We start from the raw sequence: 18,046 nt of genomic DNA, 5'->3' as shown, positions 1-18,046 counted from the left end.
TTCCCGCCGCGTGTGGTTTTACTTTTTCCCGCCTTTGGCTTCCGCCAGCGCCTGCTGCGCCGAGCTCATCAAATTTTCCACCGTCGCATAATCCTGCGTCAGCGCCAAAATGCCGGCGTTGAGCTGCATGTTCACCTCGCCGAACGCGCCAAAATCGTAGGGTGCCTCCAGCGGCGGCACGATGCGCGCGAGGAACTCGCTTTCCGCGCCGTAGGGCAGATCGTGCACCAGTATCAAAAACAGGCCGCCGGTATAGCGGCAGACGTAGTCGCTGGGGCGGATCAGCGTCTTGAGGCGCTCGCCGACGGTGCGCAGCACGTCATCGCCAATCTGGACGCCGTGGCTTTGGTAGAGCGCAGCCAGCGGACCGAACTCAAGAATGAACAGGTGGGAGATCGTCTGCGCTGCTGCGGGGCGGCAGATGCTGCGCATCACCACCTCGCCGCCCGCTCGGTTGAGGAAGCCGGTCAGGCGATCGCGGTGCGACGCCTGCTGCTTCTCCCAAGCCAGCGTGACGTGCTGTACCCGCTGACGGTGGTAGCGAGCGATCATGCCATGGGCCAGCACCAGCCACAGCGGCGCGAGGTCCGCCAGGACAAACAGGTTTTGCACGCGCGACAGCGGCGCCGCCAGCAGGTAGGGCAGCGTCAGCGCGATCACCTCAAGCAGCGCGAAGCGCGGCGCGGCGGCGTGGCGCTGCATCAGCCAGCAGGCCAGGGCGGTGATCGTCAGCCCGGCGAACAGGATTAAAACGAAGCGGCCTGACAGCATCGCCAGCGCGGCGCTGGCGCCGACCAGCAGCATCCACAGCAGCACTGTCACCAGCATGGCGTCCGGCCAGGCGGGTTGGCGCCGCTGCGCCAACCCGGCGCGTCCGGCGGTTAACAGCAACAGCAGCAGCAGCAAACCGATGCCGACCAGCCGCTGGTTCAGCCAGGCGTACCCCACCAACAGCGCCGCCGGCCCCACGGCATTCAGCCAGGGGGTGAGGGGAGAGGGCGTCAGCGTGAGCCGCAGCTGGCGTTGAAACGGCTCGTCGTCGGCGTGCAGCGGGCTGTACAACAGCCAGTTCAGCAGCGCCGGGCGTTTGGGCGTTACCGCCGGAGATGGACTTCTCATTACAGCCTCGTCAATAAAGGCCGCTCTTGCGGCGGCCTGAAGGTTTTTTGCACGCGCGGTGCTGTGGTTTTGGATTCTAAGTGGTTTTTTCGTTATTTGTCAGAGTCTGGTCGGATCAGGAATAACTTTCAGAATAATGAACCTAATGGCCGTTGGCGGGGTAAAGGCGAGGGGATGAAAAATGGCGATAGAAAACAATTTATTACATTTTCTTAACGCCGTTTTCACCTATTGATATGATTGATAAGTATTATCGTTTGCTTTATTGTTAACGGCTGCGCGCAGGCTGTCGCCGCGCGCTTTCCGGTTTACGGCGGACGCTTTCGCGCCGCTGTCATGATGGTTGTAACAGGTATCCTAACTAATGAGCGTATCCACCGATCCCATGACTGAAGCCAAGGGGCAACCCGACGCCGGCGTGATGGGGCGTTATCAGCATATTCTTCGCCATCGCCTGTTGATGATGGGCGTGTTGGCACTGGCAATCCTGGGCTCGCTGCTGCTGGATTTCACCATGGGGCCGTCCGGGCTGTCGCTGTCGTCCTTATGGCAAACGCTGCTCGATCCCGCCGCGGCCGATGCCGGCACGCGGGTGATCGTCTGGGACATCCGCTTGCCTTATGCGCTGATGGCGGTGGTGGTGGGCTTTGCGCTCGGCCTGGCCGGGGCGGAAATGCAGACCATCCTGAATAACCCGCTGGCCAGCCCCTTTACCCTCGGCGTGTCTTCCGCCGCGGCCTTTGGCGCCGCGCTGGCGATCGTGCTCGGCATCGGCATTCCGGGCATTCCCGATCAGTGGTTCATCTCCGCCAACGCCTTTATCTTTGCGCTGTTCGCCGCGCTGATGCTCGACGGCATCACGCGCTGGACGCGGGTCGCCACCTCCGGCGTGGTGCTGTTCGGCATCGCACTGGTGTTTACCTTCAACGCGCTGGTATCGATGATGCAGTTCATCGCCAGCGAGGACACGCTGCAGGGGCTGGTATTCTGGACCATGGGCAGCCTGGCGCGCGCCTCGTGGGACAAGCTGGGCATCCTGTTCGGCGTTTTCGCCGTGCTGCTGCCGCTGTCGATGATGAGCTCGTGGAAACTGACCGCGCTGCGTCTGGGTGAAGATCGGGCGGTGAGCTTCGGTATCGATGTGCGCCGTCTGCGGCTGGCCACGCTGCTGCGCATCAGCATTCTCTCGGCGCTGGCGGTGGCCTTCGTCGGGCCGATCGGCTTTATCGGCCTGGTGGCGCCGCACATCGCCCGCATGATCTTCGGCGAAGATCACCGCTTCTATCTGCCGGCCAGCGCGCTGATTGGCGCGCTGGTGCTGTCGATGGCCTCGGTGGCGTCGAAAAATCTGGTGCCCGGGGTGATCATTCCGGTGGGCATCGTCACGTCGCTGGTCGGGGTGCCGTTCTTCCTGAGCATTATTCTGCGCCACCGGGGGAACGTATGATCCAGGGCTTACGAATAGAAAACTTCTCGGCGGGCTACCCGAAGCGCCCGGTGATCGACGATCTCTCGGTGCCGATGCTGCCGCGCGGGCAAATCACCGTGCTGCTGGGGCCGAACGGCAGCGGCAAATCGACGCTGCTGCGCTCGCTGGCCGGGCTGAACCCGGCGCAGGGCAAGCTGTGGCTGGACGACGGCGATCTGATGCAGATGCCGTTCGCCCGTCGGGCGGAGAAAGTGGTCTATCTGCCGCAGTCGCTGCCCGCCGGGGTGCATCTGCACGTGCTGGAGTCGATCATCGTGGCGCAGCGCGCCTCGGGCGGCCGCAGCAACGCCGGCAGCGAAGCGGAAGTGATGGCCCTGCTGGAGCAGTTGGGCATCGCGCACCTGGCGCTGAGCTACCTCGATCAACTGTCCGGCGGCCAGAAACAGCTGGTGGGATTGGCGCAGTCACTGATCCGTCAGCCCTCGCTGTTGCTGCTGGATGAGCCGCTGAGCGCGCTCGATCTCAACTATCAGTTCCACGTGATGGATTTGGTGCGCCGCGAAACCCGCAAGCGCAATATCGTGACGGTGGTGGTAGTGCATGACATCAACATCGCGCTGCGCCACGGCGACCACGTGCTGATGCTGCAGGATGGCGATCTGATCGCCGACGGTGCGCCGGAGCAGGTGATTACGCCGCAGAGCCTGGCACGGGTCTACGGCGTGCGCGGGCGCATCGAACGCTGCTCGCAGGGCACGCCGCAGGTGCTGATAGACGGGCTGGTAAACCAGCCGACGATTTAACCCAAGAAAAAGCCCGGCATCGCCGGGCTTTCTTTATCGCGCAGTGTGGTTCAGCGCCTCGCTCACGCGTTCGACGACGTGCTGGGCGGTGACGATGCCGCCGGACAGATACACCTCGGCCGCCGGCAGGTAAACCACCTGGCCTTTTTTCACCGCCGTGGTTTTCTTCAGCGCGGTACCGGTAAGGATTTTCTGCGGTGCCACCGCGTTCGGCCGTCCGGTCGCGGCGTCTCTGTCGATAACGAACAGCCAGTCCGGATTCAGTTTGGCCACCTGCTCAGGCGTCAGCTTGTTGCCGCGCACGTCTTTTTCGTCGGACTGCAGCGCAGACGAGAAGCCGAGGGCGTCATAGACGAAGCTGAAACGACTCTTGGGGGCGTAGGCGCTGATCTTGCCGCCGGAGAACAGCACCACCAGCCCGCGCCCGGCCTGAGCGGCCTGCGGTTTGACCGCCGCGATCTGCGCATCCAGCTTATCAACCGCCGCCTGCGCCTGCTGCTGCTTATCGAACAGCTCGCCCAGCTGCAGCGTGCGCTGTTTCAGGCTGCCCAACTGATCCTGCGGATCGACGGACATGTTCAGCGTCGGCGCCAGCGCGTTCAGCTCGTCATAGGCTTTGGCAGCGCGGCCGGCGATCAGGATCAGATCCGGCTTGGCGGCGCGCAGCACGGCCATATCCGGCTCGAACAGGGTGCCGGCATTGAGGTATTTGTCATCCTGATAGCGCTTCAGATTATCCGGCAAGTTCTTGCGGTTGCCGGGCAGCGCCAGCGGCTCGACACCCAACAGCTGCAGCGTTTCAAGCGAGGCGTAATCCAGCACCACGATGCGCTGCGGGTGCTTTTTCACCTCGGTGCTGCCGTTCAGGTGCTGGACGTTGACGGTGGCCGGCGCCACCGGCGCGTCGGTTTTGCTGTGGCAACCCGCCAGCGCCATCGCGGCCAGCAGGGCGATCATCAGGGGGGAGCGGCGTAATCTCATGGAGCTTCCTCACGGTGATGGAATGAAAAGGGCGCGCAGCGCGCGCCCAGGGGCATCAGAAGTTGTAGGTCATGCCGACGGTGTAACGGCGGCCGTCCAGCGTGGTGCGGTAGTGGTCGTAATCCACGGTTTTGTCGAGGATGTTGTAAACCCCGCCGGTCAGCTGCAGGTTCTTCGCCGCCTGATAGCTCAGGCCCGCATCGACAAAGGTGTAGGATGGGGTGCTGGTCTCCATCGACGTGCGGCTCAGGTAGTCAGAGGTGCGGCTGCGGAAGTTGACGCGCGACCACAGGCTGAGGTCCTGCGTGGCCTGCCAGTCCAGCACGGTGTTGAGCATGTGCTTCGGCATCTGGTTGAGCGCCTTACCCTGGAAGTCGCCGCTCTTCTGTTCGGAAGCGGTGTAGGTGTAGTTGGTGTTCCACTTCCAGTCTTTGTTGATCTGCCAGCCGAAGGTGGCCTCTACGCCGCGCATATTGGCTTTGTCGACGTTGACGCGATCGCTGATAAAGTCATAGACATCGTTGCCGATCTTGCAGTCCGGCGTGTCTTCGCAGCGGCGTACTTCGGTGATCTTGTTCTTGAAGTCGGTGTTGAAGACCGTCACGCCGGCGTTGACGCCTTTCAGGCTATCCCACATCAGGCCGATCTCTTCGCTCAGGCTCTTCTCCGGCTGCAGATCCGGGTTGCCGACGATGATGCCGTTACGCACGCCGCCGCCGGTGACCTGGCCCCAGCTGGCGGAGGATTGGCGCAGATCCGGCGAACGGTAGCCGGCGGAGACGCCGCCTTTCATCGTCCACTGCTCGGTCAGGTGCCAGACGCCGTACATGCGCGGCGACCAGTGGCTGCCGAAGTTCTGATCGCGATCCATACGGATGCCGCTGGTCAGGCTGAAGTCATTGGTCAGCGCCCATTCGTCTTCGGCGAACAGCGCCCAGCTCCAGCGCGTCAGCTGGTTGACGTCTTTCGCCGAGCTCAGCTGGTTGCCGCTGTCGCCCAGTTTCTCATAGCGGTATTGGCCGCCGAGGTTCAGCATGTGGGAACCCAGCTCGAACTGGTTCTGGGTGTTGAAGATGGTGTTGTACATCTTCATCTTGCGGCCCGGGTTATTGGTCTCTTCCCGCTGAACGTAGCTGGTGGAGTTGCCGAAGTCGTAATAACCGTTGTGGGTCAGCGAGTAGTTGGTGCGCGTGTAGAGATCTTCGCTGCGAGAGGTAGGTTTGCACTTGCCTTTGCTGCAACGCTCTGCCACCACCGATTTGCCCGGTGTGCTGTTGCGATCCTGCAGCGAGCGGCCGATTTCGAAGTCGAATTCGTTTTTCTCGTCCGGCGTCAGGGTGAACACCGCGGTGCCGCTGCGCATGCGCTGTTCGTTGTAACCGTTGGCGATTTTATCTTCGGCGCGGCGCGACAGCAAGCCGTTGACCCGCACGCCGAGCAGGCCTTCAATCAGCGGGCCGGAGGCGTAGGCGTTGGTCTGGAACAGATCGCCGGAATCGCGGTTTTCCTGAAGGGTGGCGTCGCCGTGCAGCGAGCCTTTCCACTCGGTGCGGGAGGTCTTGCGGGTGATGACGTTGATCACGCCGCCCATGGCGTCGGAACCGTACAGCGAAGACATCGGCCCGCGCACCACTTCGATACGCTCGATGGCTTCCATCGGCGGCAGCCAGCCCTGTTCGATGCCGGCGTTGTCGCTGTTCGGACGGGTACCGCGGGTGTCAACGCGCTTGCCGTCCACCAGGATCAGCGTGTACTTGGAGGACATGCCGCGGATGCTGATGTCACTGCTGCTGGCGCCGCCGGTGACCACCACGCCCGGCACGTCTTTCAGCGCGTCGGTCACGTCGCGATAGGCCTTGTCTTCAATTTGCTGGCGTGGGATCACCGAGATGGAAGCGGCGGAGTCCTGAATTTTTTGCTGGAAGCCGGAGGCGGTGACGACCATGGTGTCCTGGGTGTCATCCTGCGGCGCGGCCAGCGCGGCGGTGGCGCTGAGTGAGGCGACGACCAGAGCGGCGAGCTTGCTGTAACGTGGCGTTTCCATGAGGTAAACCTTTCCTGGATTGAAGTGAAAGTAATTAACCAATTGAATTTCTAATGAAATTATTCATCGTTCGCTGAGAAATACTTCGCTTCGTCAGCGTTGCGTGAGGGTATTGTAAGGATTTTTTACTGAATGTAAACGCTAATGATAATTCATATCATTTGTATGCTTGTTCTGCTGACGGGAAAGGGTAACCGGATGAATTAAAGGGAAAAGCGGCGCAGCGGGCGTGCGCCGGGGAGGATCAGCGCTTCTGGATGTAGGTGATGGCCAGCGCCAACGCCAGCACCAGGCCTTTGATAATGTCCATGGCGTAGTAGGGCACCGACAGCATCACCAGGCCGTTTTGCAGCACGCCGAGGATCACCGCGCCGATCAGGGTGCCGAGCGCATTGGGTTTACCGGCCCCGGCCAGCGAGAAGCCGATATAGGCCGCCGCCACCGCGTCCATCAGATAACCGCCGCCGGCGTTGACCTGCGAAGAGCCGATACGTGACGCCAGCAAGATGCCGCCAAGCGCCGCCAGCCAAGAGGAAATGACGTAAGCGGCAACCCTGTAACGCACGGTGCGGATGCCCGACAGACGTGCGGCTTCGGGGTTGCCGCCGATGGCATACATGCGGCGGCCATGCTTGGTCAACGACAGGAACAGCTGCACCGCGACGGTGACCGCCAGCATGATCAGCACGATCACCGGCACCTGGCCGAGGGCGGAAAACACCTCCGGGATCAGGCCTTCCGCCATGTCACCATTCGGCAGCACCATGTTTTGGGTGATGGATCCGCCGTAGCTGTAGGTCATCGCCACGCCCTGGATCACGAACAGGCTGGCCAGCGTCGCCAGCATATCGGGAATTCTGAACACCACGATCAGCAGGGCGTTGAACAGGCCGACCAGCGTGCACAGCAGCAGCGTTACCACGATGGCGCCGGTGGTGCCGAATCCGTGCCAGACGAACAGCGAAATCACCAGCGCGTTGGCCAACGAGGCGGTTGAGCCGACCGACAGATCGAAACCGCCGACCGACAGCGAGATAGAGACGCCGATGGCGATCACCGTCACGATGGCGATCGAACGCAGGATATTGATGATGTTGTTGGCATCGAGAAAGTTGTCCGACGCCAGGCCGAACAGGGCGATCAGCGCCGCCACGGTCAGCAACATGCCCCATTTGTAGAGGAAATCGAACAGCTGTTGGCGCCAGGGCAGCGCAGGCCGCAGGGCTAATTCTTTACTCACGCAGGGGTTCCTCCGGTGGAATAGAGCAATAAGGTTTCTTCGTCGATGTCGGCGGCGTTCAACTCCGCCACGATGCGGCCGTCCCACAGCACGCAGATGCGATCGCACAGGCCAACCAGCTCGGCGAACTCGCCGGAGGCGTAAATCACGCCTTTGCCGGCGCGCGCCAGGCCGTCGATCAGGCCAAACAGCTCTTGCTTGGCCTTGATGTCCACGCCCTTGGTCGGTTCATCGAAGATCAGCACCTCGGCGTTGCCGCGCAGCCATTTGCCGATCGCCACTTTTTGTTGATTGCCGCCGGACAGGCGCGCCAGCCGCTGTTGCGGGCCCGAGGCGCGAATGTTCAGGCGCTGCATGATCTCGCGCGCCCAGCGCAGCGCTTGCCGCCGGCTGAACAGGCTCCAGCGCGAGAAGCTGTCGTCGGCGCTGACGCTCAGGTTCATCGGGATCGCCTCATCGATGAAGATGCCCTCTTTGCGGCGCTCTTCCGGCACCAGCGCCAATCCTTGTTCGACCGAGAGGTGCGGCGCGCGCGGTGCCCAGGGTTGCCCGCGCAGTTCGCCGCGCTCGAGCTGCACGGCGCTGGCGCCGAACAGCGCTTTGCACAGCTCGGTTTTGCCGGCTCCGGCCAGCCCGGCGATGCCGAGAATTTCGCCCTCATGCAGCCGCAGCGAAACGTCGCGCAGCTTGTGGCGATCGCGCAAGCCTTGCACCTGCAGCAGCGTTCGCTCGGCGTGCGGCGGGCGCGGCGGCGGGAAAATGTCGTCCAGCCGATGGCCGAGCATCTTCTCGACGATCTGCTCGCCGCTCAGCCCGCGCATGGGGTCTTCACTGACGCGCCGGCCGTCGCGCAGCACCGTCAGCCGATCGCAAATGTCGCTCAGTTCGTGGATGCGGTGGGAAATAAACACGATGCCGATGCCTTCGGATTGCAGGCGGCGCACCACGTTAAACAGGCGCTCGCTCTCGGCGCGATCGAGCGGCGCGGTCGGTTCGTCGAGCACCAGAAAACGGCAGCGGTGCGACAGCGCACGCGCCAGCAACACCTGCTGTTTTTCCGCCAGCGTGCAGTCCGCCAGCCGCCTGCGCGGGTTGAGCGGCAGCGCCCATTGCTGCAGCAACTGCGCGGCGCGGCGGTGCAGCTCCGCCCAGTTCAGCCAGTGGCCCGGCTCGTTCAGCCAGTCCAGCATGATGTTTTCCGCCACCGACAGCGTGGGGATCAGCGCGACATCGACCTCTTGCTGCACCACGTGAATACCGTGGAGGCGCGCCTGCAGCGGGGAGTGGATCGCCACCGCCTGGCCGTCGATCAGGATCTCGCCGCGATAATGATCGTGGGCGCCGGAGAGGATCGCCATCAGCGTCGACTTGCCCGCGCCGTTGGCGCCGACCAGCGCGTGGATTGAACCGCCCTGCAGCGTGAAGTCTACGTCCTGCAGCGCGTTGAAGCCGGCGAAGGCGATCGAGATATTGCGCATCTCGAGGCGTGAAGGCGTTGCGGTTGGCATAGAGCAATAAGGCCGTTTAGATGTTTAGATGGCTGTTCTGCTCTGTTGTAACACAGATTGCGCCGTTGGCAACCAACAAAATGGCATAACGGCGGTGAAAAACGCGTTGGCGGGCAGGGGCGCAACCCGCGTCAGGCTGCGCCGGTGCGAGAAGCGTCAGAAGGTGGTGGGGGTGTGTGCGCTGACGATGCGGCAGATGCGCGCCGAGGTATTGCTGAAGCTGTGCGGGATGCCGGTGTTGATGGCATAACTCTGGCCGGCGGTCAGGCAGTAGCTCTGGCCGTTGATGGTCAGCACGATCTCGCCTTCCAGCAGGGTGCCGATCTCTTCGCCCTGGTGCTTGATCTTTTCGCCGGTGGTGGTGCCGGGCTGGTAGGTTTCCAGCATCATCGCCAGGTTGCGCGTCGGGCTGCCGTTGTGCACCAGCTTCATCGACACCCCCTGACTGCCGATCTCAATCAGGTCCTCGGCGTCGATCACCACGCGCGGTTCGTCGGCGGCTTCCGGTTCGGCAAAGAATTCAGACAGCGACAGGCCATACACCTTCAGCAGCTTTTGCAGCGTGCTGATGGCCGGGCTGACTTTGTCCTGTTCGATGGTGCTGATCGCACTGTGGGTTAACCCGGACAGTTCGGCGACCCGGCGCTGCGACAAACCCAATTGCTGACGGATTTGCGACAGGCGTTTGCCCGGTGCCAAGCTGGCTTCGCTCATAACGGTACTTCCTTCTGGTAGGGGCGACAGGCAGACATGAATATCGCTATCGGGCGCCTGTCTGGGCGATAACGATGCTGCATGATATCGGTAGTTAGGGCAGGTTTGGAAAATATATTGCCCATGTTCACTCTCGGTGCGTTGGACGAAATAATTGACGTAAAAAGGACGGCAAGGCCTTTTCGGTCAATATTTTATCAATTTAGCAGCCGGTGGCGAATAATCAAACGGGATTGTAACATTTGCAAACCTATTCTGTTAAGGCTATGTTTCATATTGTGGATGTTATTTTGAGCGCCCAGCAGCGGCGCAGCCTGGCGAGAAATCCAATCATGTGTTGAATCGAACGGCGGACGGGCGCCAACGCGCCTTAAGAGCATAATGGCGGGTGACGTATGCAAACCAATAGCGCAGCAGTTGAACATTTTGCACAGCATCATGAAGAGAGGCGAAGTAGCGCGTTCCAAAATGAGGTTGCTCATTATTTGGAACGCCATCCCGCCACGCAGTATGTCGATATCCTTCTCACCGATCTCAATGGTTCCTTCCGCGGCAAACGCATACCCGTCTCAGGGTTGAAAAAACTGGAAAAAGGCAGCTACTTCCCCGCGTCGGTGTTCGCCATGGACATTCTCGGCAACGTGGTGGAGGAAACCGGTCTTGGGCAGGAGCTCGGCGAACCGGACCGCGTATGCCTGCCGGTGCCCGGCTCGCTGACGCCGTCGGCCGCCGATCCGGAGCATATCGGCCAGGTGCTGCTGACCATGCTGGATGAAGATGGCACTCCCTTTGACGTTGAACCCCGCAATGTGCTGAACCGCGTGTGGCAGGCGCTGCGGCAGCGCGGCTTGTTCCCGGTGGCAGCGGTAGAGTTGGAGTTTTATCTCATCGATCGGCAGCGCGACGCGGAGGGCGATCTGCAGCCGCCGTGCGCGCCCGGTACCCAGGAGCGCAACACCCAAAGCCAGGTGTATTCCGTCGATAACCTGAACCATTTCGCCGAGGTGCTGAACGACATCGACGCGCTGGCGAAGCTGCAGGGGCTGCCGGCGGACGGCGCGGTGGCGGAGGCGTCGCCGGGGCAGTTCGAGGTCAACCTGCGTCATACCGACGATATCTTGCTGGCCTGCGACCACGCGCTGGCGCTGAAGCGGCTGGTGCGGCTGGTGGCCGAGAACCACGACATGCACGCCACCTTTATGGCCAAACCCTATGAGGATTACGCCGGCAGCGGCATGCACGTGCATGTCAGCATGCAGGACGGGGCGGGCAACAACCTGTTCGCCGACGCGGAAGGCGAGGATTCACCGCTATTGAAACAGGCGCTGGCCGGGATGATCACCCTGATGCCGGCATCGATGGCGCTGCTGGCGCCGAACGTCAACGCCTACCGGCGCTTCCAGCCGGGGATGTATGTGCCGATCCAGGCCGCCTGGGGCCACAACAACCGCACCGTGGCGCTGCGCATTCCCTGCGGCGAACCGGAGAACCACCGGGTGGAGTACCGCGTGGCCGGTGCCGACGCCAATCCCTATCTGGTGATGGCGGCGATCCTGGCCGGCATGCTGTACGGGCTGGACAACGCGCTGCCGCTGCCAGAGCCGGTGACCGGCAACGGCCTGGAGCAGGAGGGGCTGCCGTTGCCGATCCGCCAGAGCGACGCATTGTACGAGTTCGAACACCAGCACGCGCTGACCCATTATCTGGGCGAGCGTTTTACCCAGGTTTATCACGCCTGCAAGACGGACGAACTGCTGCAGTTTGAACGGCGGGTGACGGAAACCGAGATCGACTGGATGTTGAAAAATGCCTGAATGGGCGTATAAAGTAAGAGGTATGTGCGGGCGACCGGCCTGCTGGTAGCGGATTAATTCGCCTGCCGAGCTGGTTTTCCGTTCGATCGACAAAAAGAATTTGTATTTGAGGGCTTCCGGATCTTGTCATCCGGAGGCATTCTGGTGCAAAATATCTCAAATGCAGATAGCCGACGTTTTAACGCGTCGGTTATTTTTTTTGCATTAAGTTTTACCAACGTAGCGTTTCATACACCAAGCGAGGCCGGACACCGATCCGGATAGATAAATAGTTTCGTGCACGATCAAACAAAACTTTATGGTCGTGACTCATGAGGATTAGAAAGATGGGGCAATTTTTCACTTTAGCACCGGTGCCCGCCGGTTTCCGCTGTGGCCGCAGCGACTATGGAGCAGCCGAGGTTTCCTCGACCCGTTATCCAGCTTACAATCCCCTTCTTTTAGAATTAAGTCGCTCGTTGCGAAGTTTCCCCGCAACCTTAAGTCTTGGCGTGTCCGCCATCCGCAAGGCTCAAGGTAAGGGGGGGCTGAACAATGTCCGATAATACCCTCAACGCCGCTCCGGCTCAGCGCACCCAGCTGCGCAAAACCCTGACTTTGGTTCCGGTAGTGATGATGGGCCTGGCTTATCTGCAGCCAATGACCATCTTCGATACCTTCGGCATCGTATCCGGCCTGACCGATGGTCACGTCGCGACTGCGTACGCCTTCGCTCTGCTGGCGATCCTGTTTACCGCCCTGAGCTACGGCAAGCTGGTGAAGAAGTTCCCTTCCGCCGGTTCTGCCTACACTTACGCCCAGAAAGCCATCAGCCCGCACGTCGGCTTTATGGTGGGCTGGTCATCGCTGCTGGACTACCTGTTCATGCCGATGATTAACATCTTGCTGGCCAAGATTTACCTGGAAGCGATTTTCCCGGGCGTCCCGTCCTGGATCTTCGTGGCGGTGCTGGTCGGCTTGATGACGATTTTCAACCTGCGCGGCATCAAGCTGGTGGCTAACCTGAACTCCATCATCGTGGTGGTGCAGGTGGCGATCATGATCGTGTTCCTCGGCCTGGTGATCAACGGCATTTACCACGGCGAAGGCGCCGGTACGCTGGTCAGCAGCCGTCCGTTCTGGTCCGATAACGCCCACGTGGTGCCGATGATTACCGGCGCGACCATCCTGTGCTTCTCGTTCCTGGGCTTCGACGGCATCAGCTCGCTGTCTGAAGAGACCAAAGACGCAGAGAAAGTGATCCCGAAAGCCATCTTCCTGACGGCGCTGATCGGCGGCATTATCTTTATCGTGGTGTCTTACTTCGTGCAGCTGTACTTCCCGGACATCTCGCGCTTCAAGGATCCTGACGCGTCGCAGCCTGAAATCATGCTGTACGTGGCGGGCAAGTTCTTCCAGTCGGTGATCCTGGTGTTCTCCTGCGTGACGGTATTGGCGTCTGGCATGGCGGCACATGCGGGCGTTTCGCGTCTGATGTACGTGATGGGCCGCGACGGCGTGTTCCCGACTCGCTTCTTCGGCTATGTGCATCCGAAGTGGCGTACCCCGGCGCTGAACGTGCTGCTGGTGGGCGCCATCGCGCTGTCCGCGGTATCGTTTGACCTGGTGACCGCGACCGCGCTGATCAACTTCGGTGCGCTGGTGGCCTTCACCTTCGTCAACCTGTCGGTGATCTCGCAGTTCTATATCCGCGACAAGATGAACCGCACCGTGAAGGACACGTTCAACTACCTGATCCTGCCGGTGATGGGCGCACTGACCGTCGGCGCGCTGTGGATCAACCTGGAAGCCAGCTCGATGACGCTGGGTCTGGTCTGGGCGGCTATCGGCCTGATCTACCTGGCCTTCGTCACCCGCAGCTTCCGTTTGCCGGTGCCGCAAGCGAGCGAAGACGCCGCCTAAGCGCGAGCCGTCTCCTCTGCCACCAAAAAGGCCGCATTTGCGGCCTTTTTATTGTGCTGACAAGAGAGGAAAAAACGGGACTTTTCCTCTCTTGTGGTTATCAGCCGAAAATCAATGAATTGATTTTCCTTATTTTGACCGGCTGCCGACGGTAAGCCCGGCAACGCCATCAGGTTTGTCATAAACCTCAAGGCCGCATTCGCGGCCTTTTCCTTTTCTGCTTGCAGCGGGTTTTACCCCACCAACTCTTTGCCGTAATCGAACAGCGCTTTCAGCAGGGCGGTTTTCTCTTTGTCGCCTTCGTGCAGGTTATACAGCGATTCGAGCTGCAGCAGGTAACTCTGCACGCGCTCCGCGCTCAACGCTTCCTGGCGGTGCTGCAGCCAGCGGCGCTGCTCGGCATCGTCCAGCGTATTCGGGTAGTTGCGCGCGCGGAAGCGGAACAGCAGCTCTTTCATGCGGCCGTCGCTGAAGGCCAGATCCAACGCCGGCAGGTTTTGCGGCTTGGTCTGCTGAATAATCCTCATTGCCGCCTTGTCGGTGTCGCTGAAGAAACCGTCGTACAACCGGGCGTCGACGTCGTCGGAGCCTTTGAACGGCTCGGCTTCGGCGAACAGCGCCACCACTTTCTCGCGCACTTCCGGGTGCTGTTTCAGCAGCTGCAGGTTCTGCAGGCAGGCCTGGCGATCGATGCCCAGCCGCTCGGCGTTCTCCGGCAGCAGGGTTTTGGCCGGCGCCAGCACCGGGCATTTGTTGATGTGCACCAGCTTGATCGGCACCGGCGCCTGATCCGGCGCCAGGTCGTCGCGGCGGGTATACAGGCGTTCACGCAGCTGCTCGGCGCTCAGCGTCAGCAGCGGCGTCATATCGCCGGCGAGATCGCACATGATCACCGCGTTCTTGTTGTCCGGGTGCCAGGCCAACGGCGACACCCAGCTGGTGTTGCCGCGCGCTGCACCGAACATGCCGGAGACATGCACCAGCGGCGTCATTTCCGCGACGTCGATCAGGGCGTTCAGCTTGTGCTTGTTGCGGTGCTGCAGCAGGAAATCGAACAGCCGGGGCTGCGCCTGCTTGACCAGTTTGGCCATGGCGATGGTGGCGTAAACGTCCGACATCGCGTCGTGAGCCTGCGTGTGCTCGACACCGTTGGCGCGCGTCAGGTGTTCGAGGCGGAAGCTGGGGAAGCCGTCTTCGTTTTCCGGCCAGACGATGCCGTCGGGGCGCAGGGCATAGCAGGCGCGCATCACATCCAGCAGATCCCAGCGCGAGTTGCCGTTTTGCCAGCTGTAGGCATAGGGATCGTAGAAATTGCGATAGAAGATATTGCGGCTCACTTCGTCATCGAAGCGGATGTTGTTGTAACCGAGAATGCAGGTGCCGGCCACGCTGAAGGCCTGATGGATTTGGCGGGTGAACTCGGCCTCGTTAACGCCTTTGGCGCGCGCCACCTGCGGCGTGATGCCGGTGATCATCACCGCCTCGGGTTCCGGCAGGTAGTCGTCGGCCGGGGCGCAGTAGATGACCAGCGGCTCTTCGATAATGTTGAAATCCATATCGGTGCGCACGCCGGCGAACTGCGCCGGGCGATCCAGCGACGGGCTTTTGCCGAAGGTTTCGTAATCGTGAATATAAAATGTGGCCGTTGCCTTGCTGCTCAAAATCGCGTCTCTTCAGTGGCGGATACAAGATGCCCCTATTGTAACGGCGTGGGGAGCGATGCCAAGCGGCGGTTAGCGAAATGCGCGCAATTACGCACGGCGATAATAATCCAGCCGTTGATGAAAGTAGGGGAGCAGGTGGTCGGGGATCTGTTGTTCCGTTTCCGCCTGGGTCGAGGCGATGCCGTAGCGCTCGTTGTAGATCACGCTGATGGCCAGCAAATCGGTTTCTATTTTTTCGCGTTGTGCCTGCGGTAAGCTATCCAGCTTTCGAGCCATCGTTATCTCCCTGTTAACCTTAGGGCATAATAGGATCGTTAGCGGGTCTTGTCCCTACCCATTCCGGGGGGCGGTGGACGCCTGAGCGCCTTGCTGCGAGCAGGGGGCCAGGCTGTGGCGCGCGGCGAACTCGCTCTGCGGCTGGTGTGCATTGAGGCGATCCGCCCGGTTATACAGCGAACAGGCGCCGCCGATGACCGCCACCCAAAACAGGGTGCACAGCAGCAAAACCCCCAACCAGGCTTTTTGGTTATAGGTCATAAGTCCTCCACGGACGAGAAGAGAAATAACATTGACCGTTAAATTAAATCAGGGGCTACATCAATGGTATTTAAACAGTAGGGATTAATCGCAATGCGTGCCCGACTCTTTTGTTACGAAATCCATGATGGATGTTTCAAAAGATTCCTTAAGATAATATTAAGAAAATTGAGTAGGGGCGCCGTAATTCTATTTAATATTTGTTTAATTATCCGCAGATACAATCTTCCACATTCAATGCCAATGTGGGTGACAATTATGAAAACGCTACTGTTGACCGGCGCTACCGGCTTTCTCGGTGGTGCAGTTCTCGAAAAATTATTGATTGAAAATCAGTCTATTAATTATCTTTTGCTGGTGCGCGCCGATGATGCGCAGCAAGGGCTGGCCCGTATTCGCACGAATATGGAAAAGTTTAATATCGATGCGAACCTGCTGTCTAAAATTACGATAGAAAATATATTGTTGGGCGACCTTTCCGAGCCGGCCGACTTTTTAACTGACGCACGTATTAACAATGTCACGCACGTTATTAACTGTGCAGCCGTTGCTTCATTTGGTAATAACCCGCTCATTTGGAAGGTAAACGTAGAAGGCACTCTGGCCTTTGCCGAAAGAATGGCGCAGGTGCCGGGATTAAAACGTTTCCTGCACGTCGGTACCGCCATGTCTTGTTCGCCGGAGCCGGGTTCGCTGGTGGCGGAGAGCGGCGAGTTTGAGGAAGACGCCGAGCACCTGGTGGAATATACGCGTTCCAAATCCACCATCGAACAGCTGATGCGCCAACGCTGCCCGCAAATGCCGCTGACCATCGCTCGTCCGTCGATCGTGGTGGGGCACACCCGCCTGGGCTGCCAGCCTTCCAGCAGCATTTTCTGGGTGTTCGGCATGGCGCTGATGCTGCGCAAGTTCATGTGCTCGCTGCAGGACAATATCGACGTGATCCCGGCGGACTACTGTGCGGATGCACTGGTGATGCTGATGAACAGCGAAACGCTGGAGAACGACGTGTATCACATCTCTGCCGGCGTGGAGAGCAGCGTCAGCTTTGCAGAAATCGACAACGCCATGGCGGCCGCGCTGGAAAAAGCGCCGGTGGGCGATGAGTATGCGCAGGTGACCTATGACGCGCTGGTGAAAATGCGCCGCCAGCTGAAAGACATTTTCGGCCCGTGCAACGAGCGGCTGATGCTGAAAGCGATGCGCCTGTACGGATCGTTCGCCATGCTCAACGTGCGTTTCAGCAACGAGAAGATCCTCAAGCTGGGTATGCCGAAGCCGCCGCGCTTCACCGACTACATCGCCGGCTGCGTACAGTCGACCCGCGGGCTGTCTATCCAGCAGCAGATGGTGGTGGACTTCAAATAACCGCCGGGCGCAGCGGGCGCCCGAGGTTGTTCCGCTACCAGGACGAAGAGGACCAGAAGACGCGGCCGAGCACCACCAGTTGCTCTTTGCGCTGCTGATAGCTGAGGTGCTCGTCCTGGTACTCTTCCCGGTTGAGGGAGCGGATGATGACGCCGCCGTCCGGCTGCTCGATCAGCACCTTCACCCGCAGCAAATTGCCGTGGCGGATGGCGTAGGTCTTGCCTTCCCGGATGCGCGTGTCGTCGGTGTTGATGCCGACCACGTCGCCGTCCTGCAGGCGCGGCTCCATGCTGGAGCCGGAGATGCGAATAATACGCGCGGCGTTGACCGCCACCCCCATCTTGTGCAGGTAGTAACGGCGGAAGATCAGCGAAAACTCCTCGCGATCGACGATTTCGTAGCAGCCGTCGCCGGCGGAAAAATCAATATCCAGCAGCGGGATCTCCACAAACTCTTCCTTGTCCTGTTCGGTATCTTCCCATACCACCGGTTTCAAACGGGCGGGCTGGAAGTCCGACTCCGCCGCCACGTTGTCAAACGGGCGCACCAGCTGCTTTTCGTGAAACACGTCGAACCAGCCCTTGGGCAAATTCAGCCTGGCCTCGATCCGCCTGGCCAGATTGTCGCCAAGATTGCGGGAGGATTTTTCCCCGATGATTTGGCTCAGCGTCGGCGCGGAAGACTCAACCAGCGTGGCGAACTCATTCTGGTTGACGCCTTGCCGGGCGTAGCGGGCCATCAATTCGCGCAGATTGTTGCGCCTGATTTCTTTAGTTTCCATTGTTCGATGATCGCACTCTTTAGCAAAAAGGTAAATAACGGTTTTGCTAAAAAACGCTTGCGCATAATTTAGCAATTAGCTAAAACAAAAAGGGTGAGCCAAAGGTTCACCTGTGCGGAGCGGCCTGTCATGATGAGAGGCC

General features: G+C 60.3%; 17 protein-coding genes. 5 read left to right on the top strand and 12 right to left on the bottom strand.

Translation table 11 applies throughout. From position 1 onward, the window contains the following. Positions 1–18: 18 nt before the first annotated feature. Positions 19–1,119 (bottom strand): GGDEF domain-containing protein, encoded by a 1,101-nt coding sequence (locus tag ACJ8QI_RS12865; RefSeq protein WP_102984366.1) that lies wholly within the window; start codon positions 1,117–1,119, stop codon positions 19–21. Positions 1,120–1,483: 364 nt separating this feature from the next. Here ACJ8QI_RS12865 and ACJ8QI_RS12860 point away from each other — a divergent pair, with 364 nt between their 5' ends. Both ACJ8QI_RS12860 and ACJ8QI_RS12855 read left to right on the top strand, forming a co-directional pair. Continuing rightward, complete coding sequence (locus ACJ8QI_RS12860; RefSeq protein WP_087763352.1) at positions 1,484–2,566, top strand: FecCD family ABC transporter permease; 1,083 nt, start codon at positions 1,484–1,486, stop codon at positions 2,564–2,566. Then, positions 2,563–3,351, top strand: a complete 789-nt coding sequence (locus ACJ8QI_RS12855; RefSeq protein WP_038877856.1) for an ABC transporter ATP-binding protein — start codon at positions 2,563–2,565, stop codon at positions 3,349–3,351. Before ACJ8QI_RS12860 ends, ACJ8QI_RS12855 begins: the two co-directional genes overlap by 4 nt. A 33-nt stretch (positions 3,352–3,384) precedes the next feature. On the opposite strand, the gene ACJ8QI_RS12850 is transcribed toward ACJ8QI_RS12855, so the two are convergent. The 6 genes from ACJ8QI_RS12850 to ACJ8QI_RS12825 form a co-directional block, all read right to left on the bottom strand. Further along, entirely contained in the window at positions 3,385–4,332 is a 948-nt protein-coding gene (locus ACJ8QI_RS12850; RefSeq protein WP_147840099.1) for a siderophore ABC transporter substrate-binding protein, read from the bottom strand. 55 nt (positions 4,333–4,387) lie between these two features. Continuing rightward, the gene (locus ACJ8QI_RS12845) at positions 4,388–6,376 is read right to left on the bottom strand and encodes a ligand-gated channel protein (protein WP_060420232.1); all 1,989 of its coding nucleotides are present in this window, start codon (positions 6,374–6,376) and stop codon (positions 4,388–4,390) included. Between the two features lie 244 nt (positions 6,377–6,620). Next, positions 6,621–7,616 carry an ABC transporter permease gene (locus ACJ8QI_RS12840; RefSeq protein ID WP_033648150.1) on the bottom strand — a complete coding sequence of 332 codons (996 nt, stop codon included), beginning with the start codon at positions 7,614–7,616 and terminating at the stop codon, positions 6,621–6,623. Beyond that, positions 7,613–9,124, bottom strand: a complete 1,512-nt coding sequence (locus ACJ8QI_RS12835) for a sugar ABC transporter ATP-binding protein (RefSeq protein ID WP_442532612.1) — start codon at positions 9,122–9,124, stop codon at positions 7,613–7,615. Before ACJ8QI_RS12835 ends, ACJ8QI_RS12840 begins: the two co-directional genes overlap by 4 nt. A 156-nt stretch (positions 9,125–9,280) precedes the next feature. Continuing rightward, positions 9,281–9,838 carry an HTH-type transcriptional regulator PuuR gene (gene puuR / locus ACJ8QI_RS12830; protein ID WP_038877865.1) on the bottom strand — a complete coding sequence of 186 codons (558 nt, stop codon included), beginning with the start codon at positions 9,836–9,838 and terminating at the stop codon, positions 9,281–9,283. Between the two features lie 197 nt (positions 9,839–10,035). After that, positions 10,036–10,320, bottom strand: a complete 285-nt coding sequence (locus ACJ8QI_RS12825; protein WP_180547260.1) for a hypothetical protein — start codon at positions 10,318–10,320, stop codon at positions 10,036–10,038. Here ACJ8QI_RS12825 and ACJ8QI_RS12820 point away from each other — a divergent pair. After that, on the top strand, positions 10,234–11,652 hold the full coding sequence (locus tag ACJ8QI_RS12820; RefSeq protein ID WP_060420247.1) for a glutamine synthetase family protein: 1,419 nt from the start codon (positions 10,234–10,236) through the stop codon (positions 11,650–11,652). The genes ACJ8QI_RS12825 and ACJ8QI_RS12820 overlap by 87 nt on opposite strands. A 534-nt stretch (positions 11,653–12,186) precedes the next feature. Continuing rightward, on the top strand, positions 12,187–13,554 hold the full coding sequence (locus ACJ8QI_RS12815; protein ID WP_099784150.1) for an APC family permease: 1,368 nt from the start codon (positions 12,187–12,189) through the stop codon (positions 13,552–13,554). Here ACJ8QI_RS12815 and ACJ8QI_RS12810 read toward each other — a convergent pair. From ACJ8QI_RS12810 to ACJ8QI_RS12795, 4 genes are all read right to left on the bottom strand, one after another. Then, complete coding sequence (locus ACJ8QI_RS12810) at positions 13,551–13,736, bottom strand: hypothetical protein (protein ID WP_185741743.1); 186 nt, start codon at positions 13,734–13,736, stop codon at positions 13,551–13,553. The genes ACJ8QI_RS12815 and ACJ8QI_RS12810 overlap by 4 nt on opposite strands. Before the next feature lie 51 nt (positions 13,737–13,787). Next, entirely contained in the window at positions 13,788–15,215 is a 1,428-nt protein-coding gene (sbcB, locus tag ACJ8QI_RS12805) for an exodeoxyribonuclease I (RefSeq protein ID WP_442532611.1), read from the bottom strand. 90 nt (positions 15,216–15,305) lie between these two features. Further along, positions 15,306–15,494, bottom strand: coding sequence for a DNA polymerase III subunit theta (locus ACJ8QI_RS12800; protein ID WP_049200522.1), 189 nt, complete (start codon positions 15,492–15,494; stop codon positions 15,306–15,308). 54 nt (positions 15,495–15,548) lie between these two features. Next, positions 15,549–15,755: a hypothetical protein gene (locus ACJ8QI_RS12795; RefSeq protein ID WP_038877873.1), complete on the bottom strand. Its 207-nt coding sequence runs from the start codon at positions 15,753–15,755 to the stop codon at positions 15,549–15,551. A gap of 258 nt (positions 15,756–16,013) precedes the next feature. On the opposite strand from ACJ8QI_RS12795, the gene ACJ8QI_RS12790 reads away from it, so the two are divergent. Then, positions 16,014–17,123, top strand: a complete 1,110-nt coding sequence (locus ACJ8QI_RS12790) for an SDR family oxidoreductase (RefSeq protein ID WP_070914708.1) — start codon at positions 16,014–16,016, stop codon at positions 17,121–17,123. A 34-nt stretch (positions 17,124–17,157) separates the two neighbouring features. Here the strand turns inward: ACJ8QI_RS12790 and ACJ8QI_RS12785 are convergent, their stop codons facing one another. After that, entirely contained in the window at positions 17,158–17,904 is a 747-nt protein-coding gene (locus tag ACJ8QI_RS12785) for a S24 family peptidase (protein ID WP_019453597.1), read from the bottom strand. Positions 17,905–18,046 lie beyond the last annotated feature (142 nt).

Origin of the sequence: Serratia sp. CY84636, from assembly GCF_052166245.1 — a bacterium.
Classification (GTDB): Bacteria; Pseudomonadota; Gammaproteobacteria; order Enterobacterales; family Enterobacteriaceae; genus Serratia; species Serratia nevei.
Note: the sequence above shows the minus strand (reverse complement) of the source record. Positions and strands in the feature narration are given on the sequence as shown.